Raw genomic sequence first — 24,990 nt, 5'->3', positions numbered from 1 at the left:
TCACAGCGCCTCGATCAGCATGGCGCCGCCGAGCCCGCCGCCGATGCATTCGGTGGCAACGCCGCGCCGCGTGCCAAGCCGCTTCATGGCGTTGACGAGATGCAGCACGATCCGGTTGCCGGAGGTGCCGACGGGATGACCGAGCGAGATCGCGCCACCGTCGACGTTTAGTCTTTCGCGGGCGATCTCGCCGGCTGCGCCGTCGAGGCCCAAAATCTCGCGACAGAATTTATCGTCGTTCCAGGCGGCGAGACAGCCGAGCACCTGCGTGGCGAAAGCCTCGTTCAATTCCCAGGTCTCGACGTCGTTGATGCTGAGGCCGTTGCGCTGGAGCAGCGGCGTCGCCGAGATCACCGGGCCGAGCCCCATGATGCTAGGATCGAGCGCGGCCCAATTGCTGTCGACGATGACAGCTTTAGGGGTGAGCTTATGCTTGGCGACCGCGGCGTCGGAGGCCAGGATCACCCAGGAGGCGCCATCGGTGATCTGCGAGTAATTGCCGGCGGTCACCTGTCCCCAGGGGCGCTCGAACACCGGCCGGAGCTTTGCAAGCGTCTCGGCCGTCGAGTCCGGGCGTACGCCGTCGTCATGGTCGAAGAACTTGCCATCCCGGGAGAACGCGGTCTCAACCTCGCCCTTCAGAAAACCTTCGGCCTGCGCATGCGCAAGGCGGCGATGGCTCTCGGCCGCGTAGGCATCAGACTGCGCGCGCGTGATGCCAAAGAGATGACCGACGACCTCGGCGGTCTGGCCCATGTTCAAATCGGTGACGGGATCGGTCAGTCCGCGCTCGAGGCCGATGACCGGCTTGAGATAGCTTGGGCGCAGCTTGAAGGCTGCGGCGAGCTTCGCGGCAACGCCCTTGGCGGTGGCGAGCCCGGCGAACCAGCGCACGCCGGAATTCGGCCAGACCAGCGGCGCGTGGCTCAGCGCCTCGGTTCCACCGGCCAGGATCATGTCGGCATGGCCTTCGCGGATGTAGCGATAGGCAGTGTCGATCGACTGCATCCCGGAGCCGCAATTGATCTGTACCGTGAAGGCAACCATGTCCTCGCCCATGCCGAGCCGCAGCGCGGCGACACGGGCGGGGTTCATCTCGTCCGCGATCACGTTGACGCAGCCGAGGATGACCTGGTCGAAGTCAGTCGGGGCGAACGGCTGGCGCGCCAGCAGCGGTCGGCCGCATTGCACAGCGAGATCCACCGGCGTGAACGGGCCGGGGCCCGAGCGCGCCTTCAGAAACGGCGTCCGACTGCCGTCGATGATGAAAACCGGTCGTGCCATCAGCTCGCCGCCCTCTGTTCACCGAGTTCCTGGAAGAACTGATGCACGTCGCCGGATTTCTTGTAAATCGGTGACAGCGCCTCAGGCGCAAAGTCATCGACCTCGATCACTTCGTTGACGGCTTCGCGGGCCGCGGCGAGCTGCTCGCCCTCGGCTTGCGTGATCACACCCTTGGCGACCGCGTCCTTCCAGTCGCGGACCTGCGCGGCGCGCACGCGCCTAGCGATCGCATCGGTTTCTGCAGCGAGCTTGAACGCGCGCTCAAGCCGGGCAAAGCCGCCGTCGTCGTCGACATGGGCGAGATCGGGCGTGAGACGCTCGCGCGCCGCCGACGGCTCCAGGACGAGGCTTGCGCATTGATGGACGACGCGGTCCGACGGGCCGAGCACGCGTGCGCCGAACGGCTGGACCACGAGCTTGAGGAAGGCTGCGACGAAGCGGTTCGGCAGATTGGCCAGAATTTCCGCGAGCCGGTTCTCGATGGTTCGGAAGCCCGTCGCCATGCACCATTCCAGCGCGGCGAAATCCTCCTTCTGACGGCCCTCGTCCTGCCAGCGCTTCAGCGCGGCCGAGAGCAGATACAGCTCGGACAGAATGTCGCCGAACCGCGCCGACAGCATCTCCTTGCGCTTGAGCGCGCCGCCGAGCGTCAGCAGCGCCAGATCGGCGCAGAGCGCGAAGGCGGCAGAGTAGCGCGAGAGCTGGCGATAGAATGGCGTGGCATCGCCCGCATCAGGCGCCGGTGCGAAGGCGCCGAACGTCCAGCTTCGGCCAAAGGCGCGAAGCAGTGTGCGGAAGCTGTGGCCGACGTGCTTCCAGAAAGCCTTGTCGAACGCGGCGAGGCCGCGCTCGCGGTCGGTGTCGGCGAGCGCATTCATCTCGCCGAGCAGATAGGGATGGGCGCGGATGGCGCCCTGCCCGAACACGATGAGATTGCGCGTGAGAATGTTGGCGCCCTCGACCGTGATGCCGACCGGCACGGCGCGATGCAGATTGCCGAGATAGTTCTGCGGACCATCGATCACGGCCTTGCCGCCGTGGATGTCCATGGCGTCGTCGATCGCAGTGCGCATGCGTTCGGTCGCATGCAGCTTCATGATGCCGGAGATGACGGCAGGATGAATGCCGGCATTGAGCGCCGCGCAGGTCAGCCGCCGCGCCGCATCGAGCTGATAGGCGGTCGCGACGATGCGCGCGAGCGGCTCCTCGACGCCCTCGAACTTGGAGATGGAGATGCCGAACTGCTCGCGGATGCGAGCATAGGCACCGGTGGTGCGCGCCGCAAAGGCGGCGCCGGCGGCCGACAGCGACGGCAGCGAGATGCCGCGCCCGGCGGCGAGCGCGGTCATCAGCATCTTCCAGCCCTGCCCCAGCCGAGCTTCGCCGCCGATGACGTAGTCGAGCGGGATGAAGACGTCGCGGCCCCGGTTCGGGCCATTCTGGAACACTTGCATCGACGGCAGATGGCGGTGACCGATCTCGACGCCGGGCAGATTAGTCGGGATCAGCGCCACCGTGATTCCGAGCTCTTCCTGATCGCCGACGAGGTGATCGAGATCATAGGCCTTGAAGGCGAGACCGAGCAACGTCGCGACGGGGCCGAGCGTGATGTAGCGCTTGTGCCAGTTGAGACGAAGGCCGATCACCTCGCGGTCCTCGAACTCCCCCTTGCAGATGATGCCGGTGTCGACCATCGAGGCGGCATCGGAGCCGGCCTCCGGGCTGGTGAGGCCGAAGCAGGGAATGTCGCGACCATCGGCGAGGCGCGGCAGCCAGCGCTGCTGCTGCTCCTTGGTGCCGAAGCGCATCAAGAGCTCGCCGGGGCCGAGCGAGTTCGGCACCATCACCGTGACGGCGGCCGCGATCGAACGGGTCGAGATTTTTCGCACGACTTCGGAATGCGCATACGGCGAAAAGCCGAGCCCACCGAATTCCTTCGGAATGATCATGCCGAAGAACTTTTCGCGCTTGACGAAGTGCCAGACGTCCTGCGGCAGGTCGCGCCATTCCCAGAAGATCTTCCACTCGTCGAGCATGGCGCAGAGCTCGTCGACGGGGCCGTTGAGGAAAGCCTGTTCCTCCGCGGTCAGCGTTGCCTGCGGGACCTTCAGCAGCTTCGACCAATCGGGATTGCCGGTGAAGAGATCGGCGTCCCACCAGACGTCACCGGCCTCCAGCGCCTCGCGCTCGGTATCGGAAATCGCCGGCAGCACGCCGCGCGCGAGAGTGAAGATCGGCTTTGTCAGAGTGTCGCGGCGGAAGCTCATGGCTGACCTCATGCATCGGCGCGGTTATCGGGCATTTTAGCGGAAACTGGCTGGCCGAGGCGAACACTTCGCCTGCGAAATTGACGCGGCCGGGCGGCCGCCCAGGGGCCATAACGGCCGGGCCGCGGTGCCGGTTCCGGGATCGGGAAATGGGGCCGAACGCCTCGCCACAGTCATTCCCGGGCGACGTGCAAGCGTCGAGCCCGGAATCGAGCGTGCGGCAGCGTTGGTGGACCAATGGATCTCTGATGCACAATTGCGCATCATAGGTCGCGTCTGGCGACGCCGCGGAATGACCTGTGGAAGCAGCAGCCCGGCTTAATCCGGCCGGACCATCTCGAACATGTTTTCCGGCTTGATCTCGAAATAGTCGCCGCGGCGCCCCGCGCGGACGATAGGGCGGGCGGCGGCGGTCTGGTAGACGCCGTCCTTGATCATGGCCTTGTCGATGTGGACGGCGACGACCTCGCCGAGCGTCAGCCAGGCGTCAGCCTCCTTGCCGTTGGCGCCCTTGAGACGAACGATGTCGGACACCTTGCATTCGAAGGCGACCGGGCTCTCGCCGACGCGCGGCACGTTGACAAGCTTGCCGGGCACGGCGGTCAGACCCGCGACCTCGAACTCGTCGACCTCGGGCGCGACATGCGCGGCGGTTGCGTTCATGTGCTTCGCCAGATCCATCGTGGCGAGATTCCAGACGAATTCGCCGGTCTGCTGGATGTTCTCGACCGTGTCCTTCCAATTGGTGGAGGAGAAGCCGATGATCGGCGGCACATAACAGAACGCATTGAAGAAGCTGTAGGGTGCGAGGTTGACGTGGCCCCTGGCGTCGCGCGAGGAGATCCAGCCGATCGGCCGCGGCGCGATAATAGCGTTGAAGGGATCGTGCTTGAGGCCGTGGCCCTTGGAGGGCTCGTAGAAGTAGGGGTCTTTGGCGGTCACGCTCTGTTTCCTTCCCGTCTTGCGAGCGGAACGAAGCAATGCAGAATCCCTCTGCGGAGACAGCCTGGATTGCTTCGCTACGCTCGCAATGACGGAGTGTGTTGGTCCGTCCTTGCCGTCATCCCTCCGTTAGGGTGGCGCGAAGCTGCTTATAGGAGGAAAGCCACCGCCCCGTCAGTGCCGCGGCGACAATCCCGCGATGACGAAATCGATCATCTGGTCGATGGTCGGGCCCGGCTTGGTGGCGCACTGGGCGATCATCTGGGGATGGAAGAAGCGCATCATTGCGGTGCAGGAGCAGAGCGCGGCCAATTGCAGGTCCGGTGCCTCGAACTCGCCGGCGGCGACGCCCTGCCCGATCATCTGGCCGATCATTCCGGCGATACATTCCATGTGGGTGACGCAGACGTCCCAGTCCTCCTGCATGGCGATTTCGACCATCTCATGCAGCTTATTGTCGCCGACATAGCGCTCGGTGTTCATGCGATGGATGGTGGTGAGCAGCTCGCGGAAGCGCTCCAGCACCGGACCGGGCCGCGCCACGATCCGCTGCGCCTCCAGCTCAACCTCGCCCATCAGCGAGCGGGCCACCGCCTGATGGATCGCCTTCTTCGATTCGAAGAAGCGATAGACATTGGCGGGGCTCATCCGCAGTTCTTTGGCGATGTCTCCGACCGTGGTCTTCTGGTAACCGATCTGGCGGAACAGCCGCTCGGCCACCTCGAGGATACGATCCCGGGTGTCGCTTTCGATATGTTCCGTAATCAGTGTCATCTGTCAGGACTCGTCAGTCAGCACTTCATCTCACTTATTCAGCCGCTTCAGCAAGCGGAATTGCGCGTGGCTCATCGCTCCCATGCTGCGGCGCGGCAGGCTGCTCGGGAGTACCAGCCTCATCTAGGCTCTTTCTGAACCAAAGCGCATAGAGGCCCGGCAGGTACAAGAGCGTGAGGAAGGTCGCGACGAACAAGCCGCCCATGATGGTGATCGCCATCGGGCCCCAGAAGGCCGAGCGCGACAGCGGGATCATGGCGAGAATCGCGGCGAGCGCCGTCAGCACCACCGGTCGGGCGCGGCGGACGGTGGCCTCGACAATCGCCTCGCGCCGGGTCAGGCCGTGCGAGACGTCGGTCTCGATCTGGTCGACGAGGATGACGGTGTTGCGCATGATCATGCCGGCAAGCGCGATCAGGCCGAGCAGCGCCACGAAGCCGAACGGGGCATTGGCGACATTGAGCCCGAGAGAGGCGCCGACGATGCCGAGTGGCGCCGTCAGGAACACCAGGATCAGGCGCGAGAAGCTCTGAAGCTGGAACATCAAGAGCGTCAGCATCACCATCACCATCAGCGGGAAGAGAATGAAGATCGAGGCGTTGCCCTTGGCGGATTCCTCGAAGGCGCCGCCCGGCTCGATCCGGTAGGCCGGCTCGAGGTGGTCCTTGATCGCCTTCAGCTTCGGCGTGATCTGGTTGGTGACGTCGGGCGCCTGCACGCCGTCGACCACGTCGGAGCGCACGGTGATCGCCATGTCGCGGTTGCGCCGCCACAAGATCGGCTCCTCGTGGGCATATTCGATCTTGGCGATCTGCTGCAGCGGCACGGCAACGCCGTTGCGCGAGGTAATCGTCAGGTCGCCGACACCGCCGAGATCGAGGCGTTCGGACGGCGCCGCGCGGGCGACCACGCCGACCTTCTCGATGCCGTCGCGCACGGTCGTGACCTGCGCGCCCGAGATCAGCATCGCCAGCGCCTGCGAGACGTCCTGCGGGGTCAGGCCCATGGCGCGGGCACGGTCCTGGTCGACGACGAGCTTGAGGTAAGGCGACTGCTCGTTCCAGTCGAGCTGGACGTCCTTGACGCTCTTGTTCTGCCGCATGACGTCGCGGACCTGGTAGGCGATCTCGCGCACCTTGTTGGCGTCGGGGCCGATCACACGGAACTGGACCGGGAAACCGACCGGCGGACCGAAATTGAAGCGGTCGACGCGCACGCGCGCCTCGGACAGGAAGCCCTCGGCAGCGGCGTTTTCGATCTTGGCTTTGATGCGCTCGCGCGCCTCGACGCCCTTGGCGACGATGACAACCTCGGCGAAGGCCTCGTTCGGCAGCTGCGGATTGAGGCCGAGCCAGAAGCGCGGCGAACCCTGGCCGACATAGGCGGTATAGGTCTCGATATCCTTGTCGTCCTTCAGCAGGGTCTCGGCCTTCTTCACCGCCTTCTCGGTGACGTTGAAGGCGGTGCCCTCCGGCAGGCGGAGCTGGAGGAACAGCTCGGGGCGCTCCGACAGCGGGAAGAACTGCTGCTGGACATGGCCGAACCCGACGATCGAGGCGACGAAAATTCCGACGGTCGCGACCACCACGGTGATGCGATGATTGACGCACCATTGCACGATGGCGCGCAGGCCGCGGTACATGCGGGTCTCGTAGACTGCGTGCGGATCGTGATTGTGGTGGACCTTCGTCTCCGGCAGCAGCATGGCGCCGATATAGGGCGTGAAGATCACCGCCACGAACCAGGAGGCGACCAGCGCGATCGCCACGATCCAGAAGATGCTGCCGGCATATTCGCCGACCGCGGAATTGGCAAAGCCGATGGGGAGGAAGCCAGCGGCCGTGACCAGCGTTCCCGTGAGCATCGGAAACGCAGTTGATTCCCAGGCAAAGGACGCCGCGCGCATGCGATCCCAGCCCTGCTCCATCTTCACCACCATCATTTCGACTGCGATGATGGCGTCGTCGACGAGCAGACCGAGCGCGATGATCAGCGCACCGAGCGTGATGCGGTGCAGGTCGAGCGACATCGTGTTCATGACAATGAAGACGATGCCGAGCACCAGCGGCACAGACAGCGCGACCACGATGCCGGTGCGCCAGCCCAGTGCCAAAAATGAGACGAACAGCACGATGACGAGCGCCTCCATGAAGGAGTGCACGAACTCGCCGACGGCGTGCTCGACCACCTTGGGCTGGTCGGCAATCAGCCTGACGTCGATGCCCTGCGGCACGGCCTTCATGAATTCGCTCGTCGCCTTCTCGACCTCCTTGCCGAGATCGAGGATGTTGGCGCCCTTGGCGGTGACGACGCCGATGCCGATCGCGGGCTTGCCTTCCTGGCGGACCACGAAGCTCGGCGGATCGACATAGCCATGGGTGACGGTGGCGATATCGCCGAGACGGAAGACGCGGCCGTTGCTCTCGACCGGCGTCTCGGCCACGGCCTTGGCGCCGTCGAGCGCGCCGGTGACGCGCAGCGGCACGCGCTGCGACGAGGTCTCGACTGTGCCGGCCGGCGTCACGTTGTTCTGCTTGGCGAGCGAATCGAACAGCGCTTGCGGCGTGATGCCGAGGGTGGCGAGCTTGGCGTGGCTGAACTCGACGAAGATGCGTTCGTCCTGATTGCCGTAGACGTCGACCTTGGTCACGCCGGGCACCTTCAGGAGGCGCTGACGGAATCCTTCCGAGACCTTCTTGAGCTGAGCATAGTCGGCGCCGTCGCCGGTCATCATGTAGAGGATGGAATCGACGTCGGAGAATTCGTCGTTGACGACGGGCCCGAGGATGCCGGACGGCAGCTGACCCTGCACGTCGACCAGCTTCTTGCGAAGGAGGTAGAAGAGATAGGGCACGTCCTTCGGCGGGGTGCTGTCGCGGAACGTCACCTGGAGCGCGGTGAAGGCGGGCTTGGAATAGGTCTGCACCTTCTCGAAATAGGGCAGCTCCTGGATCTTCTTCTCGATGGGATCGGCGACCTGGGTCTGCATCTCCTGCGCGGTCGCTCCCGGCCACATCACGGAGACGTTGACCACCTTCACCGTGAAGAACGGATCCTCGGCACGGCCGAGCTTCTCATAGGAGAAGAAGCCGGCGACGCCGAGCACGATCATCAGGAAGAGCACCAGCGTCGGATGGCTGACGGCCCAGGCCGAAAGGTTGAAGCGCTTCATCGCACTCTCCGAAAGACGATCCAGTTGCAAAAACGACAGCCGCTCTATTGAAGGCCTCATCGCGAGGCAGCGAAGCAATCCAGGGGGCTGGGCAGGTTCTGGATCGCTTCGCCGCTTCAGCCCTTGCATTTGCGCTCGGGCCGAAACTCACCTCGCAATGAGGAACTCGTAAACGTTCGTTAGAAGGACAGCGACGAGACGATCCGCACCCTCTGGCTCGGATCGAGCTTCTGCACGCCGAGGGCGACGATCTTGGCGCCCTCTTCGACACCACCGGTGATGACGACGTCGTTGCTCTCGTAGGACTTCACCGTCACCGGCCTCAGCGTAATCGCGCCGTTGTCGTCGACGACGTAGAAGGACGGCTTGCCGCCTTCGTTGAACAACGCCGACAGCGGCAGCCGGGCGACGCGCTCGGTGGCGGCGTCCGACAGCGTGAGCGTCGCGGTCATGCCGAGCGCGACCTTGTCGTCGGCTTCGGGCAGCGAGAATTTTGCCAGATAGGTGCGGGTTGCCGGATCGGCCGCCGGCGCGATCTCGCGCAGCTTGGCCGTGTACTTCTTGTTCGGCTCGGACCAAAGAGTGACGCTGGCGGCGCCCGACTTGGCGCGTCCGACCAGCGTCTCAGGGATGGCGACGACCGCTTCCTTTTCGGCAAAGCGGGCGACACGGATCGAGGCCTGGCCCGCGGCGACCACCTGGCCGGGCTCAATCAGCGTTGCGGTGACGACGCCACGGGCGTCGGCGTTGAGCGTCGCGTAGGAAAGGGAATTCTTGGTCAGCTCGACCGAGCGCTCGGCCCGATTCAGGCGCGCACGGGCCTCGTCAGCGGCGGCACGACTCTGGTCGAGCTGGGCATCGGTGGTCCAGCCCTTGGCCTTTAGGTCCTTGGCGCGCTGCTCGGCAGCGGCGGCCTGGGCCAGCACGCCGGTCGCGGCAGTCAACTCGGCAACGGCCTGCTCGGCCTGGAGCTTCAGATCGATCTCGTCGAGAGTCGCCAGCGGCTGTCCGATTTCGACGGTCTGGCCGACCTCGACCAGGCGCTTTGCGACCTTGCCGGCGACGCGAAAACCGAGATCGCTCTCGATCCGCGGCCGAATGGTCCCGACGAAGCTCCGCTCGGGCGTCTCGGCGTCATAATGGGCCGTTGCGACCAGAACCGGCCGCGGCGGCTCGGCCTTTTCGGCGATGGTGTCATTGCACCCAGCCAGTGCGGCGGCCATCAGGGCCAGCGACACACCCGCCAACAGCCTGGAATAGCTGGACAAAACCGACCGGACGAACATCGAAGGACACTCCTGCATCTCGAATGAGAGGAATGTCGATTAATCACTGACAAAAGTCAATAATCGTCAGTCATCAGGAATCCGTGATCGTTAAGGGCTGGTAAGGATTGTCCCCGTTGTCAGGAAGGTGCGATGGTAGGGCGGACAACGCGAGATGTCCGCCCCAGCTCGAAGAGCGAAGGCGGACGCGTGCCACCTCGACAGTCACAAGCGGGGAGATGGGCACCGCGTGCGAAGAGCACGCCTTGGCCCACTGCAGGTGCTCCCTCGCCGTTCCTATTCGGCGAACTCGTGCTTGCTGTCATGGCCGCCGACGAAGACCAGGAGGCCGGCGATCAGCGGCAAGACGGCGAGCACGAGCAGGCCGCTTGAGGTTTGGCCAGTTGCTTCCTTGACCCAACCGATCAGATAGGGCCCGCCGAAGCCGGCGAGGTTGCCGACCGAGTTGATCAGGGCGATCGCGCCGGCCGCCGCGGTGCCGGACAGCCAGGCGGTCGGCAAGGTCCAGAACACGCCGAAGCAGCAGAACACCCCAATGGCCGCCACCGTCAGCACAACCATCGTGAGGGCTGGATCGGTGAGATAAGAGGAGATGCCGAGCGCAACCGCGGTGAGCAGCAGCGGCGCGCCGACATGCATCACGCGCTCGCGTGTCGCATCCGAATGCCGCGCCCACAGCACCATCGCGATGGTGCCGAACAGATAGGGAATCGCGGTGACGAAGCCGGTCTGCGCGTTGGTGAGGCCGAACGCCTTGACGATCTGCGGCAGCCAGAACTGCATGCCATAGAGCGCGCCGACGAAGCCGAAATAGATCAGGCTGAGCGCGATCACCTTCGGCGACGACAACGCTTGGCCGAGCGATGGATGCTTCACCGCCTGCTTGATTGCGATCTCAGAATCGAGCTTGGCCTTGAGCCAGGCCTTCTGCTCGGCCGAGAGCCAATTCGCCTTCTCCGGCCTGTCGGTGAGATAGAACCAGGTGACGATGCCGAGCAGCACGGAAGGAATGCCTTCGATGATGAAAAGCCATTGCCAGCCCTTCAGCCCCATCAGGCCGTCGAGCCCGAGCAGGAGGCCCGAGACCGGCGCGCCGATCACGGTCGAGACCGGAACGGCGATGGCGAAGGCCGCGAGAAAGCGGGCGCGATATTCGGCCGGATACCAATAGGTGAGATAGAGGATGATGCCCGGGAAGAAGCCGGCCTCGGCGACGCCGAGCAGGAAGCGCAGGACGTAGAAGCTCGTGACGCCGCTGACCGCCGCCATCAGCGCAGAGATGATGCCCCAGGTCACCATGATGCGGGCGATCCAGCGGCTGGCACCGAATTTTTCCAGCGCGAGGTTGCTCGGCACCTCGAAGATGAAGTAGCCGATGAAGAAGATGCCGGCGCCCCAGGAGAAGATCAGCGGTGTGAACTTCAGCTCCGCATTCATGGTCAGCGCGGCGAAACCGAGATTGACGCGATCGAGATAGGAGAAGAAGTAGGCCAGCACCAGGAACGGAATCAGGCGCCATGAGATAGTGCGGATAGTCGAGGTCTCGATTTCCGACTTGGCTGCGCCGACGGAACCGGCATAGGTCGTGGTCTGGCTCATGGCTTCCCCCGTGTTGTTGCTTTTGTAGCTAAGAGGCGGTTTTGAGCATCGCGGGCAAAGAGTCAATGGAGCGAGCAATGCACGGAGCGCAGCCGGATAAACGCGTTGCGCTGCTGCGGACATCGCTGATCCGCGCCGGCCTCGCGTTTGCGGTGATCGTCTGCGGGCTGTCTCTGCGCTGGTACGGCTTTCCGCTCGGCCTGCCCGCCTTCGCCGTGAAGTACGGCGGCTCGCTGTTGTGGGCGACGATGGTGTTTCTGCTGGTCGGTCTTTTGCTGCCGCGGCTGACGCGGATGCAGATGGCAGCTATCGCGGTCGTGATCGCGGTCGTCGTGGAATTCTCCCGCCTGGTGCATACCCCTTGGCTTGACGCGTTCCGCCTGACCACCGCGGGCGCGCTGCTGCTCGGGCGCATCTTCTCGTTATGGAATTTGGTGGCTTACGTGATCGGCATTGTGTTCGGCGTCTGGCTGGATCGGCTTGTGGAAACGCGCAGCCTAGGCAACGGCTAGCCAGCCAGCCTCTTCCTGGTGGCGCGGAGAATCTCGTCTGACAATTTGGAATCGCTCACGGCGCGGGCGAGTACAACCGCTCCGACCAGAGAGGCCAGAGTCACGATCGCGTCCCCATCGCGCTTGCGTTGGCCGGCCCCCGCTCCCATGCGGGCGCTGAGCCATCCGATCATGCCACTCACGCCGGCGGTAAATCGCTCTCGCGCGCCTTGGCTCTGGCGGTGCATTTCAGAGCACAGGGCAGCAAAGGGGCAGCCGCTTCCCGGTTCATCCCGGTGCGCCACCGAGAGATATTCGGAAACATAATCGCCGACCGTGGTGGTTTCACGGAGTTCGCGTCCTTTGGAGACGATCGCTTCGGCGACCGCCTCTTCGATTAGCCGCTCCTTGGAGCCAAATTGGCTGTAAAGGCCGCCATGCGTCATGCCGGCGGCTTCGGTCAGCGCGTCGACGCTGACGCCGGAGATCCCGCGCTCCCGGATCAGGCGTGAGGCCGCCGTTAGAATTCGCTCGCGGTTGTCGGCCGCCTTCTCCTTGGAAACGCGCATGTCGGAAGTCCCGAATCAGAGGTCTTGACAATTATAATTACGATCGTCATCTAATTCAAACATTACGATCGTCATCAAAATCTGACGGGCGCAGCGACGATCACCAGGAGAAAGTCATGGCCAAGGTAAAGATTGCTCTCGTGACAGGCGCCTCGTCGGGCATCGGCGAAGCCACCGCGCAGCGGCTCGCAACAGCCGGTTATAGAGTTTACGGCACCAGCCGACGCGGAGTTCAGGCAGGCAAGCGGCCTTTCGAGATGCTGGCCCTCGACGTGACCAGCGACGAATCCGTCACAGCGGCCGTCAGCGAGGTGATCGGGCGCGAGGGTCGCATCGATCTACTCGTGAACAACGCCGGATTCGGCGTTGCCCCCGCCGGCGCCGAGGAGAGCTCGATCGAGCAGGCCCGCTCGATTTTCGAGACGAACTTCTTTGGGCTGATCCGGGTGACGCGCGCCGTCCTGCCGCAGATGCGCGGTCAGGGCAGCGGCCGCATCATCAACATCAGCTCCGTCCTTGGCTTTCTGCCGATGCCCTATGGAGCGCTCTATGCGGCGACCAAGCACGCCGTGGAAGGCTATTCGGAATCGCTTGACCACGAGCTGCGCACGCGGGGTATCAGGGTCTCCACCATCGAACCCGCCTACACGAAGACACCGTTCGACGCGAACTTCATCGAGCCGGACGTCAAGCTCGACGAGTATCGCGAAGCACGCGCGGCCGTGAGCAGGCGGGTGAACGAGGTCATGGCAACCGCCGAATCGCCGGATGTGGTCGCCGACACCGTATTGAAGGCGGCAAACGCGACGCATCCGAAAATTCGATACACAGCCGGCAAGCTCGCGAACCGCCTGCGACTTCTACGCAGGTTTGCGCCCGCCGGCCTGGTCGATGCCGGGATTCGAAAGGACCTCCGGCTTGATGCGGCTCAGCCGTCACGGTCCGCTCGTCTCCCACGAGCTTTTTGACGGCGCGCGCGCCGCCGCTCCCGGCGCTGCATTCGCCCGTGCTCGCGGCATGAACTTCTTCATGGTGTTCGGCCTGCTGAGCCGCAAGATCATTCGCGGCGCTGGAAAAACGCGGCGTCGAATATTCATTCCTGTTTGTGCATCCGGACGGGGGGCAGCTCTCGCAGATCTCGGACATTCTCACGGCGGGTCACATTCGGCCGGTGATCGACAAGGTATTTCCGTTCGCGCGGGCAAAGGACGCCCTTGGCTATCTTGCGAAGGGCAGGGCCAAGGGGAAAGTCATTGTCCAGATGAGGTGAGGCTCACTCCGCAAGCTGAAATCGCTCGAACCGGTCGAGCTCGTCCTCGATCTTGCGCTTGAGCTCCTTGCGGCCTGCAGTCTTCTTGCCCTCGCCAACCCAGGTCCATTTCTGCATCAAGAGCTTCTTGGCCTGCCGGTCCGTCTTGAGATCAAGCGCGGCGACGATCTCGTGGCCGACCAGCACGGGCAGCGCGAAATAGCCGAGCTTGCGCTTGGCCTTCGGCACATAGGCTTCGAACAGATGGTTGTAGCCGAAGATGAGATTGGTGCGCTTGCGCTGGATGATCAGCGGATCGAACGGCGACAGGATATGGACGAGATCGGGCGACGCCGCCGCGCCGGTGGACTCGAGCACCGCAGGCACCGCCCAATGCTCCTGCTTGCCCGCGCCGTCGATCGCGACAGGCACGAGCTCGCCGCGGCGCACGCGCGAGGCGATCAGCCCCGCCACCGCCTTCTTGCGCGGCGCATCGAGATGGCAGACCGAATCCAGACTGACCACACCCTGTGAGCGCAGCGCGCGGTCGAGCAGATAGGCCGTGATCTCCTTGGGCGAGGCCGGCTTCGGCAGCTTGTCCCAGCCAAAATGGCGCGTCGTCAGCTCATAGGTCTTGAGCATGCCCTGGCGCTCGCTGATGGTCACAGCCCCGGTATAGAAGGCAAGTTGCAAGGCCCGCTTCGACGGCTTGCGGCTCTGCCACAAATGTTCCTTCTCGACGAGCACGTCGTCCTCGATGTCGCGGATCGTGAGCGGACCGGCGCGCAGCAGCCGCATTACCTTGCGCGTGTCGGCCGGCTTCACCGAGTCGAACCATTTGTGCCCTTCGCGCCGGTGCTCGCGCATCGCCGGCAGGAAGAAGCGGAAGTCGCTCGCCGGCACGTAGGACAGCGCATGCGTCCAGTATTCGAACACACTTCGGTCGACGCTCTGGGCATGGCGAAGATCAGCGCGGCGGTAGGACGGGATGCGGCTGAACAGGATGTGGTGGTGGCAGCGCTCGATCACGTTGATGGTGTCGATCTGCACATAGCCGAGATGAGCGACCGCGTGCGCGACGGCCTGCGCGCCTTCGCCGAACGGGGTACGCTCGTCCAGCCGCTGGGCATGCAGCCAGATCTGCCGGGCCTGTGTCGTCGAGAGAGGGAGAGGCTTGGGAGCGCGGGACATTGCAGGATGCAATGTAGCGGGATTCGCGCTGAGGCAAACAAGACAGGCAAAGAAAACCGCGCTGCCATCTGCTGACAGCGCGATCTGTCAGCGAACTGCTCAAACTATTTCGCGCCCATCTTCTGCGCCTTCATGTAATGCATGCAGGCGCCGCGCATATTGCCTTTGCTCATCTCGGTGTTGGCCGCAGCCATTTCCTTGGCCATCGCCTGTTTGGCGGGCGAATCGACGGTTCCCATTGCGGTCATCGATTTGCCGATAGCCTCGCCTGTACAGGGTTGCATCTTTGCCGCAGAAGCCGGCGAGGCCGCGAACACCGCGAGCACAACAGCCGAAAGCAACATCTTCATCGAGTGTCTCCTCCGTAGAACAAAACCGGCGTCGTGCCGGCCAACGCAAGAGCCATTCTTCAGCGACAAGTTTTCAGGGAGAAGACATTTTCGTTGCTGCGCCGCAGCGATAGCCCCCCTTAGCGTGCGGCTTTTGGGCGCTCCCCGAGGCTGCCTGTAGCAGTATCCGGCTCGCAGGACGCCTTGCCGCGCCCCTCCGACTGGCAGCGATAGACGCTGCCAGTGAGACGATCGACCAGCCACATGTTATCGTCGGTCGGCGCTTCCAGGCCGACATAGCGGGAGGTCAGCCCCGTGATCAATGTCGACAGCAGGATCGCCACCGCGATCATCGCCGCGCCGATATAGATTGGCATTGAGCTCAGGGACACTGTCCGATCCGGCGGGCCGCTGCGATAGAACTGGTAGTCACGCTGGTAGTCACTTGGCCTCGGCACTGGACGGAACTCGCCTCCCTCGCGGACGAATTGTTGGATGACAAAGCCTGCTAGGCGCGCATATGGACGAATTCTTGTTCGTGGGCGGGCCTTGGGGCGACGCCTTTGCGACGATCGGCGAAACGCGGATGTCCGGGGCGGCCAGAGAGCTCGTTCGGAGCAAGCCGGAACGAACACTGTGACCTCCGGCTCGTGATTTCGAATGTGACAAGGATCACATCAGGGCCTTTGAACCTTCCCTATGCTCGCAGCATCAAATCGCCATCAGGCGTAACAGCGAGGATACGACAATGACCCGTTTCGATAAATTTTTTGGACTGAAGGCGATTACTCTCTCGGCGGCCCTGTCGATGACGGCGAACCTTGCGCTGGCCGGCGACAACAACGTCTCCGCGGGCCAGATCCTGGATGCATTGAAGCCGAAGCCGGTGACCCGCGGCCTGTCCGTTGGGCCACCGGCCGATACCACCGCGCAGGCCAAGGAATCGACGTTCCTCAACACCGTGCGCAACCGCTCGACCCGGTCGCTCTCGACCGGCGAGCGCGAGCAGATCGCCGAGCTCGCGGCCGCCAAACCGAAGATCGATCTGGAGATCCAGTTCGACTACAACTCGGCCGAGATCGCCAAGACCTCGGTGGCCTCGGTGCAGGCGCTCGGCAAAGCGCTGTCCGATCCGGCGCTCAAGGGTTCGACCTTCGTGGTCGCAGGCCACACCGACGCGACCGGTGGCGAGGAGTACAATCAAGGGCTCTCCGAGCGGCGCGCCGACACCATCAAGAAGTACCTGGTGCAGAACTACGGCCTGAACGGCGCTGATCTCGTCACTGTCGGTTACGGCGAGACCAAGCTGAAGGATGCCGCCAACGGCGCCGACCCAGTCAACCGCCGCGTCCAGGTCGTGAACATGGACACCAAGACCGCGTCGAAATGATCTCCTAGTTACGCGTGACGAAACGCGCCGCCTGCTGTAACCCGGCAGGCGGCGATGTCATATCCAGCTCTGGAACAGCATCAACCGGCCGAAGGTTCGCATTGAGCTGCCGACAAAGGCCGCGGAGATCGGCAGCAGGACTGCAAAGCCGGCGGCGGCGATGCCGACATAGGCCCACAGCAGCCAGCGCGGCAGTCCGTCCCGGCGCAGAACATAGACCAGCGCAAGCGACGCCGCGGTCGCGGCCGGCAGATAGTAGTAAATGAAGCCCAGCGTGCGTGGCAGCAGCGCCCAGGCGAGCCAAGGGCCGAAATAGAACGCCGCGATCAGGAACGCATCCCAGCGCCGCGCCACGATGAAATCGCGCAGCACGACCGCGAGCGCGAGCAGCGCCGGCCACAACACCAGCGGATTGCCGAGGAAGACGATCGCGGCGACGTTGTCCTCCGCCGTCTTGTCGAACAGGAACCAGACCGGGCGGGCGAGCAACGGCCAGGATGGCCATGCGCTCATATAGGTGTGGCCGGCGATCGCCGTTGTGGTGTTGTCGGCGAAGATTCGCCGCTGCGCCTCGACCAAATCCGGCAACGACAATCCGTACAGCGGAACGAAAGCGGCAAGATACGTCAACGCGGGCAGAAGGGCGAAGCAGAGCGCGGCATGCTGTACCCGAAAGCCGCGCCAGAGATCGGGCCGATACCAGTCGCTCGGCTTGGCGTCGGCGAACTGCGTGTGCCAGCCCTGCATCAGGCGAATCACCGCAACGATCATAACGCAGACGGCCAGTGGAAACAGGCCGCTCCATTTGCAGGCCGCAGCACAGCCGAACAGGCCGCCCGCGAGTGCGAACAGCGCATGCGGCCGCTCTCTTCGAAAACCATGCATGAAGGCGGCGGTCGCGAGCAGGCTGAAGCCGAGCGCAAAGATGTCGAGCATGGCGATGCGCGCCTGCACGTAGAGCATCTGGTTGCTGCCAGTGATCAGCGCGGCTGCGATCGCCGGCCCCTGCGCGGAGAACAGCGCAAGGCCGCACAGATAGATCGCGACCACCGCGAGCGCGCCGAACAAGGTCGCCGGATAGCGCCAGCCAAACGCGTTGTCGCCGAAGGCTGCGATCGATGCTGCGATCAGCTCCTTCGCCAGCGGCGGGTGCATCGGATTGAGCATCGGCTGCGACATCGCAGGCGTCAGCATCTGCCGCGCCGCCGGCACATAATGCACTTCGTCGAAGACGAACTTCTCCGGCGTCGAAAGACCGATCAGCAGCGCCAGATGAGCAACCAGGAAAATCGCGACAGCAATCACTGCGCTCCGCGACACCTTTGGAACCGCGGACAATTCGAGCGTCGGCTGTGGAGATGTTGTGCGTGGCAAATTGGCGTCACCGCGGACAAAAAAGAGATCGCAGTTTCATTGAACGCATTCTGCCGCAACTGTCACTAAGCATAACGCAGGTCCACGCCGCTTGTGATAATTCCGCCACATCTTAAGCGCGCGCGATCCGGTACGATCAGGGACACATCGATCGGTTGCGAAATGAATTTGCGCTTCTGGCTTTTCCTCTCTCTGTTGTCAGCCGCATTGTGCGCTGGTCCTGGCGCTCGGGCGCAGACGCGCGTCGGCGAGGCCGTCGTGATCCAGAACGAAGTGGCGCGCGTGGCCGCGAGCACCACGCCGATCAATGTCGGCGACAGCATGCTGCGCGACGAGACCGTGCGCACCGGCGCCGGCAGCGCGGCGCGCTTCGTCATGGCCGACAGCACCAATCTGTCACTGGGCCCGAGCGCGACGCTGAAGCTCGACCGCACCGTCTTCAACGACGAGCACAGCTATCGCGACGTCGCGATCCGCATGACCACCGGCGCATTCCGCTTCGTCACCGGACACTCCGACAAGACCGCCTACAAGATCACGACCCCGCTCGCAACCATCGGCGTACGCGGCACCACGCTCGACATCCTCTCGCAGCGTGGCCGATCCGTCGTCGTGCTTCAGGACGGCGCGGCCAGCGTCTGCACGAAGAGCTCCCAGTGCGTGCAGCTCACCCAGCCCGGCGACACCGCCATCGTCACCTCCACCGGCGGCAAGGCCGGCATCACCAAGTCCAACACCCCGCCCTGGACGTTTGCCGCCAACTGCGCCGCGAATGCCGGGCTTTGCGCGGTCGACCAATATGCCGCCGCCTGGCCGACCATCACACCTGCCGTCCAAGACGACGGCGTGCTGTGCGGGCGGTGACAATGGCGAAACTCCGCTTCAAGCGCTTCGTCCGCGCCGGCGCGCTGGCCACCTTGGCTGCGCTTGCGTTTGTCGCGCTCGATATTCGACCGGCTGTAGCCCAGGCGGCGTGCGGATCCGAATGCGGTGAGCCGACGCCTTACCCGACCTATTCACCGTCCCCAACGCCCACATATTCTCCATCACCATCGCCCTCCCCCTCGCCGAGCCCCTATCCGTCGCCCTCGCCGAGCCCCGATCCTGCGCCCGCTCCGAGCCCGTATCCGGCTCCGAGCCCGACACCGACCGGCGCGGATTCCAGCGGCAATTCGATTCGTGGCCTCGCCAATCAGCGCTTCAACCAGATGATCACCAACCGTGTGCTCGGCACGGTGCTGCTCGGCGTCAACGAGCAGGTCAATTGCAGCGACTGCATCAGCGCGTTCGGCTCGGCCGGCTCGTTCTCCGCCGGCATCCACGGCCGCAAGGAGCTGACCAACAATCTGTCGCTGCTCGCCGGCATAGCCTACACGCACTACAACGAGGGCGGCTACAAGGTCACGAGCGCACCGATCGGTGCCTTCGCGCTACGTTATGACTTCACCGACTGGGGCTCGTCGCGCCCGTTCTTCGACGTCGGCACGATCCTGACGCCCTGGGAGAAGGCGCGATACACACGCAGCTACGACACCAGCCTCGGGCCTGTGAGCGTGACCAGCTCAACCAACGCCTCGAACTACGCTGTCTATGGCCGTGCTGGCTGGATGAGGCGCCTGTCGCCGCGCGACGAGGTCGCGGCCTCCATCGAGGTCTGGCAGCTCTGGCAGCGGGTATCGGGCTACACCGACGGCGCAGTGGCTTTCAATCCGTTCGACGCCGCGATTGCGACCGGCACCGACCGCACCAGCCTGGTCAAGATCGGCGGCCAGTGGACGCATCTCTACGGCAGCAACATTGAGGCCAACATCAACGGCGGCTGGGTCCAGTCCTTTGCGAGCCACAGCGGCATCGTGGCGACCGTGACCGGCAACGGCGTGGTGGTTCCGACCATGGGCAACCAGGGCTGGTTCGAATATGGCGGCCGCCTCGGCTTCCGCGTGCAAAAGGGCTGGATCGTGGATCTGTTCGCCAACGGCACGCTGGGCCCGCAACCGGTCGGCAATACCATCCACGGCGGCGTGGGGCTGCGGATTAGTTATTGAGGCACAGCCTCTAGGGTGGGCGAAGCGAAGTGCGCCCACCGCTTTTCTCTCGCCTTGAGAACGCTGGTGGGCACGGCGCGAATGCGCCTTTGCCCACCCTACGGCATCCGTCCGGCCCTCACGCCGCCGACTTGCCCTCGAACGCTCGACGGAGAACATCGACATCGAGCTTCACCATCTTCATCATGGCCTGCATGGCGCGGGCGGCCGCCGCCTTGTCGGGGCTCGACAGGAATTCGAACATCACTTTCGGCACCACCTGCCAGGCCACGCCCCAGCGATCCCTGACCCAGCCGCACCGCTCTTCCTTGCCCCCATGCGCCAGGAACGCGCTCCAGACGCTGTCGACCTGGGCCTGGTCATCGCAATCGATCATCAGCGACAGCGCGTGGGTGTACTCCATTTTCATTCCGCCATTCAGCGCGACCAAGCGCTGTCCGCCGAGCGTGAACTCGACGACGAGCACCGAACCCTGCTTGCCGGAGGGGCCATCGGAGACGTTGCGCTGGACGTGCACGATCTTGGAATCGGGCAGCAGGGAGACGTAGAAATTGGCGGCTTCTTCAGCGTCGCCGTTGAACCACAGGCAGGGCGTGACCTTCGACATTTGAATGCTCCTGTTCGATCTTGGCGGGCTTGGATCAGGCAGTCGCCATGTCGGGCTGCAAGGGAGCCGCGGCGAGATCCATCCAGTTCACGCCCCACATATGGCCATCCGGATCCTCGAAACTGCGGCCGTACATGAAGCTGTATTCGTCCTTCGGACCGGGATCGGCCACCCCGCCCGCAGCCTCAGCCTTGCCGACGATATCGTCGACCTCGCTGCGGCTCTCCGCGGATAGGCAGAACAGGACCTGGTTCGAGGTCCTGGCATCCGCGATCGGCTTCGGCGTGAACTGACGGAATTTGTCGTGGGTCAGCAGCATGGCGAAAATGGTCTCGGAAAAGACCATGCAGCTCGCTGTCTCATCGCAGAATTGCGGATTCTTGACCGCGCCGATCGCCTCGTAGAAGGCAGTGGCGCGCCTGAGGTTGGTCACCGGCAGATTGACGAAGATCATCTTGGGCATCGGAGGCTCCTTGGCAGGGTTCCGCCCTAGGACGGGCCAGCCGGCGGCCATCCGACATAGCTTCCGAATATTTTTTGACCTTCTCCTGCAAGGTTCCGTCGCTCCGAACCTCGCTCCTCCTCGGACGCCTTACTTCTTCTCGTTGGGATCGCGGTGAACGGGGTCGATCCACAGCACGGTTTCGGGCTTCTCGACCGGCTCGATATCGAGATTGATTGCGACCGCCTCGCCGTCGCTGCGCACCAGCACGCATTCCAGCACCTCGTCGGGACTGGCGTTGATCTCCTGATGCGGGACGTAAGGCGGGACGAAAATAAAATCGCCAGGGCCTGCCTCCGCGGTGAATTGCAGACGCTCGCCCCAGCGCATCCGGGCCTTGCCCTTCACCACATAGATGACGCTTTCGAGATGACCGTGGTGATGCGCGCCGGTCTTGGCGTCGGGCTTGATGCTCACCGTGCCCGCCCACAATTTCTGGGCGCCGACCCGCGCGAAATTGATCGCGGCCGCGCGGTCCATACCTGCCGTCGATGGCACATTCGTATCGAGCTGGTTGCCCGGGATGACGCGTACGCCGTCATGTTTCCAGCGATCCTCGTGATCCTGTGCATGGTGCGAATGCGTGTGGTCATGGCCGGTCATGGGACTGCTTTCTGTTGGTTCCTTGCGCGGCAAACTAACCCAAAGCCACGCCCGCGAGCCACAGCAAATTCGGAACCCTCGTAGTCATGAGACGTTGTCTTCGCGAGCGAACCCGAAGGAGAGAGTTTCATGGGCAGCACGACCGACAAGATCAAGGGCAATGCCAACGAGGCAATCGGCAAGGCCAAGCAGGGCATCGGCGAAGCCACCGGCTCGGAACGTATGAAGGGCGAAGGCGCAGTCCAGGAAGTGAAGGGCAAGGGCCAGCAGGCCATGGGCGATGCCAAGGACGCCGCGAAGGAGGCAATGGATCGTGCCGCCGCTGCGGCAAAGCGCGCCGCGGAGTAGCGCGCGCATCGCCAAAAGCGAAAAGACCGGCCGGAAGGCCGGTCTTTTTGTTTGTCTTGCTCAGCCATCCGGGCGATCCGCAGCATCGAACCCGAGATCTCGAGATTCCGGGTCTGCTCCTTCGGACCATCCCGGAATGACGGCTGCGCCGTCACTTTACCGCGAGCAATTCCACGTCGAACATCAGCGTCGCGTTCGGCGGGATCACGCCGCCGGCACCGCGGGCGCCGTAGCCGAGTTGCGGCGGGATGATCAGCGTGCGCTTGCCGCCGACTTTCATCGAAGCGACGCCCTCGTCCCAGCCGGCGATGACGCGGCCCTTGCCGATCGGGAATTCGAATGGCTCGTTGCGGTCGACGGACGAGTCGAATTTCTTGCCCTTCTGGCCGTTCTCGTAGAGCCAGCCGGTATAGTGCATCACGCAGATCTGGCCCGCCTTGGGCGAAGCGCCAGTGCCGGCGACGCTGTCGATGATCTGCAAGCCTGAAGCTGTGGTCATGGTCTTTCCTGCGGTCTGGGCCGAGGCCGTGGTGGAAACGAAATGCGACACGCTGGCAATCACGGTGATCGCGAGTGCCGACATCAGGGCGAGGAGCGCGCGTTGGAAACGCTGCATGAGGCACCTTCCGTTTGAGGCGGGAGGTGTCTAGCGCAACGCCGATGAGGTTTCCACCCCTACACCTCGATATTTTCCAGCCGGACCGGGAGCTTGCGGATGCGCTGGCCGGTGGCGTGATAGATCGCGTTGCAGATCGCCGCATTGGTGCCGACATTGGCGAGCTCACCGAGACCCTTCACGCCTGCCGGGTTGATGTGATCGTCCTGCTCGGAGAGCAGGATGACCTCAACGCCGGGCACGTCCGCATTCACGGGCACGAGGTAGTCGGCGAAGTTGTCGTTGACGTAGCGCGCGTTGCGCTCGTCGATGTCGGTGGCCTCGAGCAGCGCCGACGACATGCCCCAGATCAGCCCGCCCATCAGCTGGCTGCGCGCGGTGCGCGGATTCATGATGCGGCCTGCCGCGAACGCGCCAACCAGACGGGGACAGCGGATCTCATGCGTGAAGCGGTTGACGCGGACCTCGACGAACTCCGCACCGAAGGCATAGGCGATCTGGTCTTTCATGGCGTGACCGCCGACGAGCCGCACCTGCCCGCTGTGCATGGCGCGGAAGGAATCCAGCGGCGCGCCCTCCGGCTTCCACTCGCCATACTCCTCGACGACGCCGACACCGAGTGCGTCGAACGCCTTCTCGAGGTCGAGCGGGCGGTCACCTTTCGCCGCCTGTGTGGCCGGTGTCTGGCCGATGCCCACGGTCTCCTTGGCCTTGTCCGTCAGGCTCTGGCTCGGCATCGCCGCCTTGAACAGGCGCTGGCGGATCTGATCGCACACCATCATCACCACGGAGCAGGTGCTGGCCGTCGAATTCGAGCCCCCGGCAACAGGCGCCGGCGGCAGATCGCTGTCGCCGATGAAGACCGCAACCTTCTCGAGCGGCACGCCGAGCCGCTCGGCGGCGGTCTGGGCGACCACGGTGTAGGCGCCGGTCCCGATCTCGTGGCCGGCGATCTCGACCCGGGTGCGGCCGTCGCGCTGGAGGCGCACGCGCGCGGCCGCCGGGCCCATCTGGGTCGGGTAGCAGGTGGCGGCACAGCCATAGCCGATCAGCCAGTCGCCATCCGACATCGATTTCGGCTGCGGCGAGCGTTGCGCCCAGCCGAACGCCTTGGCGGCCTCGTCGAAACAGGCCATCAGCGAGCGCGACGTGTAGGGCTTGCCGCCAATCGGCTCAACGGTGGTATCATTGATACGGCGGAGCTCGACCGGATCCATGTTCAATTTCACCGCAAGCTCGTCCATCGCGCTCTCCAGCGCAAACAGATACGGCACCTCCGGTGGAGAACGCATGAAGCCGGGCGTGTTGCGGTCCGCGCGCACGATCGAGACGAGGCTGTCGACATTCGGACAGGCATAGAGCCGCGTCGTGGTCTTGGTGCCGCCGACGCAATAGGCGTCGGGGCGCGAAGAGATTTCGGCGCCCTCATGCTTTAAGGCCAGCAGCTTGCCATCACGGCTCGCCCCCAGCTTGATCTCGTGGCGGGTCTCGGCGCGATAGGTGGTGATGGTAAAGCCCTGGTCGCGGGTCGGGACCAGCTTGATCGGCCGGCTCAGGCGCTTTGCGATGCTGGCGATGATGGCGGTGCGCGGTGTCATCGAGCCGCGCGAGCCGAAGCCGCCGCCGACATAGGGATTGACCACGCGGACCTTGTCGGCGTCGATGCCAAGCTGTTCGGCGACGCCATATTTCAGGCCGTAGACGAATTGGCTCGGCTCGTAGATGACGAGTTCGTCGCCCATCCAGGCGCAGCTGGTGGAGAACAGCTCCATCGGATTGTGATGCTGCGTCGGGGTGTCGTAGGACGCGGTCAGCTTGACCTCGGCCTCCTCGAACGCCTTTGCGAAGTTGCCGACCTTCGGGTCTTCCTTGAATTGGGCATTCTGTCCCTTCGCGGCCGCAATGGTCGTTCCGGGCGAGTCGAAGGTCGCGCTCGGCGCGGCGGCTGTGTAGCTGACCTTGACGCGGTTGGCCGCCTCGCGCGCCGCCTCGTAGCTTTCGGCAATGACCACCGCGATGATCTGGCCATCATGGGCAATGTCGGCCGATTTCAGCGGCTGGATCGTCGTGCCTGCATAGCCGCCATTGCTGAAGAGCTTCGACTCCTTCAGCTTCGGCCCATTCTCGTGCGTGACGATGTCGATAACGCCCCGGACACGCCTGGCGTCATCGAGGTCGAAGCGATCGATTCGCCCCTTGGCGATGGCGCTGGTGACGAGAAACGCATAGGCGGGATCGGCGAGCGGCATGTCCGACGCATAGGTGGCGCGTCCCGTCACCTTCACGACGGCGTCATAGCGCGGCACGGGCTGGCCCATGTTGATCTTCGGCTCGGGAGCAGCAGCAGTCATG

At 64.1% G+C, this 24,990-nt stretch carries 24 protein-coding genes; 7 read left to right on the top strand and 17 right to left on the bottom strand.

Features of this window, described 5'->3' with window-relative positions; translation table 11 throughout:
* From IVA92_RS10335 to IVA92_RS10305, 7 genes are all read right to left on the bottom strand, one after another.
* A complete protein-coding gene (locus tag IVA92_RS10335; RefSeq protein ID WP_247279565.1) occupies positions 1-1,284 on the bottom strand; it encodes an acetyl-CoA C-acetyltransferase in 1,284 nt (427 codons plus the stop codon).
* Positions 1,284-3,551 (bottom strand): acyl-CoA dehydrogenase, encoded by a 2,268-nt coding sequence (locus tag IVA92_RS10330; RefSeq protein WP_247279564.1) that lies wholly within the window; start codon positions 3,549-3,551, stop codon positions 1,284-1,286. The genes IVA92_RS10335 and IVA92_RS10330 overlap by 1 nt, the downstream gene beginning before the upstream one ends.
* 318 nt (positions 3,552-3,869) lie before the next feature.
* Positions 3,870-4,493, bottom strand: coding sequence for a flavin reductase family protein (locus tag IVA92_RS10325; protein ID WP_247279563.1), 624 nt, complete (start codon positions 4,491-4,493; stop codon positions 3,870-3,872).
* A 174-nt stretch (positions 4,494-4,667) separates the two neighbouring features.
* Entirely contained in the window at positions 4,668-5,267 is a 600-nt protein-coding gene (locus IVA92_RS10320; RefSeq protein WP_247279562.1) for a TetR/AcrR family transcriptional regulator, read from the bottom strand.
* Between the two features lie 34 nt (positions 5,268-5,301).
* The gene (locus tag IVA92_RS10315; RefSeq protein ID WP_247279561.1) at positions 5,302-8,439 is read right to left on the bottom strand and encodes an efflux RND transporter permease subunit; all 3,138 of its coding nucleotides are present in this window, start codon (positions 8,437-8,439) and stop codon (positions 5,302-5,304) included.
* A gap of 179 nt (positions 8,440-8,618) precedes the next feature.
* A complete protein-coding gene (locus IVA92_RS10310) occupies positions 8,619-9,725 on the bottom strand; it encodes an efflux RND transporter periplasmic adaptor subunit (RefSeq protein WP_247279560.1) in 1,107 nt (368 codons plus the stop codon).
* 276 nt (positions 9,726-10,001) lie between these two features.
* Positions 10,002-11,324 (bottom strand): MFS transporter, encoded by a 1,323-nt coding sequence (locus tag IVA92_RS10305; protein WP_247279559.1) that lies wholly within the window; start codon positions 11,322-11,324, stop codon positions 10,002-10,004.
* Between the two features lie 77 nt (positions 11,325-11,401).
* Between IVA92_RS10305 and IVA92_RS10300 the strand changes: the two genes are divergently transcribed.
* A complete protein-coding gene (locus tag IVA92_RS10300) occupies positions 11,402-11,836 on the top strand; it encodes a DUF2809 domain-containing protein (protein ID WP_247279675.1) in 435 nt (144 codons plus the stop codon).
* Here the strand turns inward: IVA92_RS10300 and IVA92_RS10295 are convergent.
* Entirely contained in the window at positions 11,833-12,384 is a 552-nt protein-coding gene (locus tag IVA92_RS10295; protein WP_247279558.1) for a TetR/AcrR family transcriptional regulator, read from the bottom strand. The two genes, IVA92_RS10300 and IVA92_RS10295, sit on opposite strands and share 4 nt — an antisense overlap.
* A gap of 116 nt (positions 12,385-12,500) precedes the next feature.
* Here IVA92_RS10295 and IVA92_RS10290 point away from each other — a divergent pair, with 116 nt between their 5' ends.
* Together IVA92_RS10290 and IVA92_RS10285 are read left to right on the top strand one after the other, a co-directional pair.
* Entirely contained in the window at positions 12,501-13,352 is an 852-nt protein-coding gene (locus IVA92_RS10290) for an oxidoreductase (protein WP_247279557.1), read from the top strand.
* A 137-nt stretch (positions 13,353-13,489) separates the two neighbouring features.
* A complete protein-coding gene (locus tag IVA92_RS10285; protein WP_247279556.1) occupies positions 13,490-13,654 on the top strand; it encodes a zinc-binding dehydrogenase in 165 nt (54 codons plus the stop codon).
* Between the two features lie 3 nt (positions 13,655-13,657).
* On the opposite strand, the gene IVA92_RS10280 is transcribed toward IVA92_RS10285, so the two are convergent.
* The 3 genes from IVA92_RS10280 to IVA92_RS10270 form a co-directional block, all read right to left on the bottom strand.
* Positions 13,658-14,824 (bottom strand): crosslink repair DNA glycosylase YcaQ family protein, encoded by a 1,167-nt coding sequence (locus tag IVA92_RS10280; protein ID WP_247279555.1) that lies wholly within the window; start codon positions 14,822-14,824, stop codon positions 13,658-13,660.
* 104 nt (positions 14,825-14,928) lie between these two features.
* Positions 14,929-15,174 carry a hypothetical protein gene (locus IVA92_RS10275; RefSeq protein ID WP_247279554.1) on the bottom strand — a complete coding sequence of 82 codons (246 nt, stop codon included), beginning with the start codon at positions 15,172-15,174 and terminating at the stop codon, positions 14,929-14,931.
* Positions 15,175-15,293: 119 nt separating this feature from the next.
* On the bottom strand, positions 15,294-15,530 hold the full coding sequence (locus IVA92_RS10270) for a hypothetical protein (protein WP_247279553.1): 237 nt from the start codon (positions 15,528-15,530) through the stop codon (positions 15,294-15,296).
* A 371-nt stretch (positions 15,531-15,901) separates the two neighbouring features.
* Between IVA92_RS10270 and IVA92_RS10265 the strand changes: the two genes are divergently transcribed.
* On the top strand, positions 15,902-16,543 hold the full coding sequence (locus IVA92_RS10265; protein ID WP_247279552.1) for an OmpA family protein: 642 nt from the start codon (positions 15,902-15,904) through the stop codon (positions 16,541-16,543).
* Positions 16,544-16,600: 57 nt separating this feature from the next.
* Here IVA92_RS10265 and IVA92_RS10260 read toward each other — a convergent pair whose 3' ends face one another.
* Positions 16,601-17,881 carry a phospholipid carrier-dependent glycosyltransferase gene (locus IVA92_RS10260; RefSeq protein ID WP_247279551.1) on the bottom strand — a complete coding sequence of 427 codons (1,281 nt, stop codon included), beginning with the start codon at positions 17,879-17,881 and terminating at the stop codon, positions 16,601-16,603.
* A 198-nt stretch (positions 17,882-18,079) separates the two neighbouring features.
* On the opposite strand from IVA92_RS10260, the gene IVA92_RS10255 reads away from it, so the two are divergent.
* Together IVA92_RS10255 and IVA92_RS10250 are read left to right on the top strand one after the other, a co-directional pair.
* Complete coding sequence (locus tag IVA92_RS10255) at positions 18,080-18,781, top strand: FecR family protein (protein ID WP_249797227.1); 702 nt, start codon at positions 18,080-18,082, stop codon at positions 18,779-18,781.
* Between the two features lie 2 nt (positions 18,782-18,783).
* Positions 18,784-19,962, top strand: coding sequence for a hypothetical protein (locus tag IVA92_RS10250; protein ID WP_247279549.1), 1,179 nt, complete (start codon positions 18,784-18,786; stop codon positions 19,960-19,962).
* 118 nt (positions 19,963-20,080) lie between these two features.
* Here IVA92_RS10250 and IVA92_RS10245 read toward each other — a convergent pair whose 3' ends face one another.
* The 3 genes from IVA92_RS10245 to IVA92_RS10235 all read right to left on the bottom strand — a co-directional run bounded on the left by IVA92_RS10245 (position 20,081) and on the right by IVA92_RS10235 (position 21,674).
* On the bottom strand, positions 20,081-20,569 hold the full coding sequence (locus IVA92_RS10245; RefSeq protein ID WP_247279548.1) for a VOC family protein: 489 nt from the start codon (positions 20,567-20,569) through the stop codon (positions 20,081-20,083).
* A gap of 34 nt (positions 20,570-20,603) precedes the next feature.
* On the bottom strand, positions 20,604-21,032 hold the full coding sequence (locus IVA92_RS10240) for a VOC family protein (RefSeq protein WP_247279547.1): 429 nt from the start codon (positions 21,030-21,032) through the stop codon (positions 20,604-20,606).
* A 129-nt stretch (positions 21,033-21,161) separates the two neighbouring features.
* Entirely contained in the window at positions 21,162-21,674 is a 513-nt protein-coding gene (locus IVA92_RS10235) for a cupin domain-containing protein (RefSeq protein ID WP_247279546.1), read from the bottom strand.
* Positions 21,675-21,803: 129 nt separating this feature from the next.
* Here IVA92_RS10235 and IVA92_RS10230 point away from each other — a divergent pair, with 129 nt between their 5' ends.
* Complete coding sequence (locus tag IVA92_RS10230; RefSeq protein WP_247279545.1) at positions 21,804-22,022, top strand: CsbD family protein; 219 nt, start codon at positions 21,804-21,806, stop codon at positions 22,020-22,022.
* A gap of 151 nt (positions 22,023-22,173) precedes the next feature.
* On the opposite strand, the gene IVA92_RS10225 is transcribed toward IVA92_RS10230, so the two are convergent.
* The gene (locus IVA92_RS10225; RefSeq protein WP_247279544.1) at positions 22,174-22,638 is read right to left on the bottom strand and encodes an FKBP-type peptidyl-prolyl cis-trans isomerase; all 465 of its coding nucleotides are present in this window, start codon (positions 22,636-22,638) and stop codon (positions 22,174-22,176) included.
* 59 nt (positions 22,639-22,697) lie between these two features.
* Positions 22,698-24,989 (bottom strand): xanthine dehydrogenase family protein molybdopterin-binding subunit, encoded by a 2,292-nt coding sequence (locus IVA92_RS10220; RefSeq protein WP_247279543.1) that lies wholly within the window; start codon positions 24,987-24,989, stop codon positions 22,698-22,700.
* Between the last annotated feature and the right edge of the window lies 1 nt (position 24,990).

It is taken from the genome of Bradyrhizobium sp. 154 (assembly GCF_023073875.1).
GTDB lineage: Bacteria > Pseudomonadota > Alphaproteobacteria > Rhizobiales > Xanthobacteraceae > Bradyrhizobium.
This window is presented reverse-complemented; position numbering and strand designations above follow the sequence as displayed.

Coding starts and splice junctions, on each gene's coding strand:
- IVA92_RS10335 (WP_247279565.1), bottom strand. CDS start 1,284: ATGGCACGACCGGTTTTCATCATCGACGGCAGTCGGACGCCGTTTCTG.
- IVA92_RS10330 (WP_247279564.1), bottom strand. CDS start 3,551: ATGAGCTTCCGCCGCGACACTCTGACAAAGCCGATCTTCACTCTCGCG.
- IVA92_RS10320 (WP_247279562.1), bottom strand. CDS start 5,267: ATGACACTGATTACGGAACATATCGAAAGCGACACCCGGGATCGTATC.
- IVA92_RS10315 (WP_247279561.1), bottom strand. CDS start 8,439: ATGAAGCGCTTCAACCTTTCGGCCTGGGCCGTCAGCCATCCGACGCTG.
- IVA92_RS10310 (WP_247279560.1), bottom strand. CDS start 9,725: ATGTTCGTCCGGTCGGTTTTGTCCAGCTATTCCAGGCTGTTGGCGGGT.
- IVA92_RS10305 (WP_247279559.1), bottom strand. CDS start 11,324: ATGAGCCAGACCACGACCTATGCCGGTTCCGTCGGCGCAGCCAAGTCG.
- IVA92_RS10300 (WP_247279675.1), top strand. CDS start 11,402: ATGCACGGAGCGCAGCCGGATAAACGCGTTGCGCTGCTGCGGACATCG.
- IVA92_RS10295 (WP_247279558.1), bottom strand. CDS start 12,384: ATGCGCGTTTCCAAGGAGAAGGCGGCCGACAACCGCGAGCGAATTCTA.
- IVA92_RS10290 (WP_247279557.1), top strand. CDS start 12,501: ATGGCCAAGGTAAAGATTGCTCTCGTGACAGGCGCCTCGTCGGGCATC.
- IVA92_RS10280 (WP_247279555.1), bottom strand. CDS start 14,824: ATGTCCCGCGCTCCCAAGCCTCTCCCTCTCTCGACGACACAGGCCCGG.
- IVA92_RS10275 (WP_247279554.1), bottom strand. CDS start 15,174: ATGAAGATGTTGCTTTCGGCTGTTGTGCTCGCGGTGTTCGCGGCCTCG.
- IVA92_RS10270 (WP_247279553.1), bottom strand. CDS start 15,530: ATGCCAATCTATATCGGCGCGGCGATGATCGCGGTGGCGATCCTGCTG.
- IVA92_RS10265 (WP_247279552.1), top strand. CDS start 15,902: ATGACCCGTTTCGATAAATTTTTTGGACTGAAGGCGATTACTCTCTCG.
- IVA92_RS10255 (WP_249797227.1), top strand. CDS start 18,080: ATGAATTTGCGCTTCTGGCTTTTCCTCTCTCTGTTGTCAGCCGCATTG.
- IVA92_RS10250 (WP_247279549.1), top strand. CDS start 18,784: ATGGCGAAACTCCGCTTCAAGCGCTTCGTCCGCGCCGGCGCGCTGGCC.
- IVA92_RS10245 (WP_247279548.1), bottom strand. CDS start 20,569: ATGTCGAAGGTCACGCCCTGCCTGTGGTTCAACGGCGACGCTGAAGAA.
- IVA92_RS10240 (WP_247279547.1), bottom strand. CDS start 21,032: ATGCCCAAGATGATCTTCGTCAATCTGCCGGTGACCAACCTCAGGCGC.
- IVA92_RS10235 (WP_247279546.1), bottom strand. CDS start 21,674: ATGACCGGCCATGACCACACGCATTCGCACCATGCACAGGATCACGAG.
- IVA92_RS10230 (WP_247279545.1), top strand. CDS start 21,804: ATGGGCAGCACGACCGACAAGATCAAGGGCAATGCCAACGAGGCAATC.
- IVA92_RS10225 (WP_247279544.1), bottom strand. CDS start 22,638: ATGCAGCGTTTCCAACGCGCGCTCCTCGCCCTGATGTCGGCACTCGCG.
- IVA92_RS10220 (WP_247279543.1), bottom strand. CDS start 24,989: ATGACTGCTGCTGCTCCCGAGCCGAAGATCAACATGGGCCAGCCCGTG.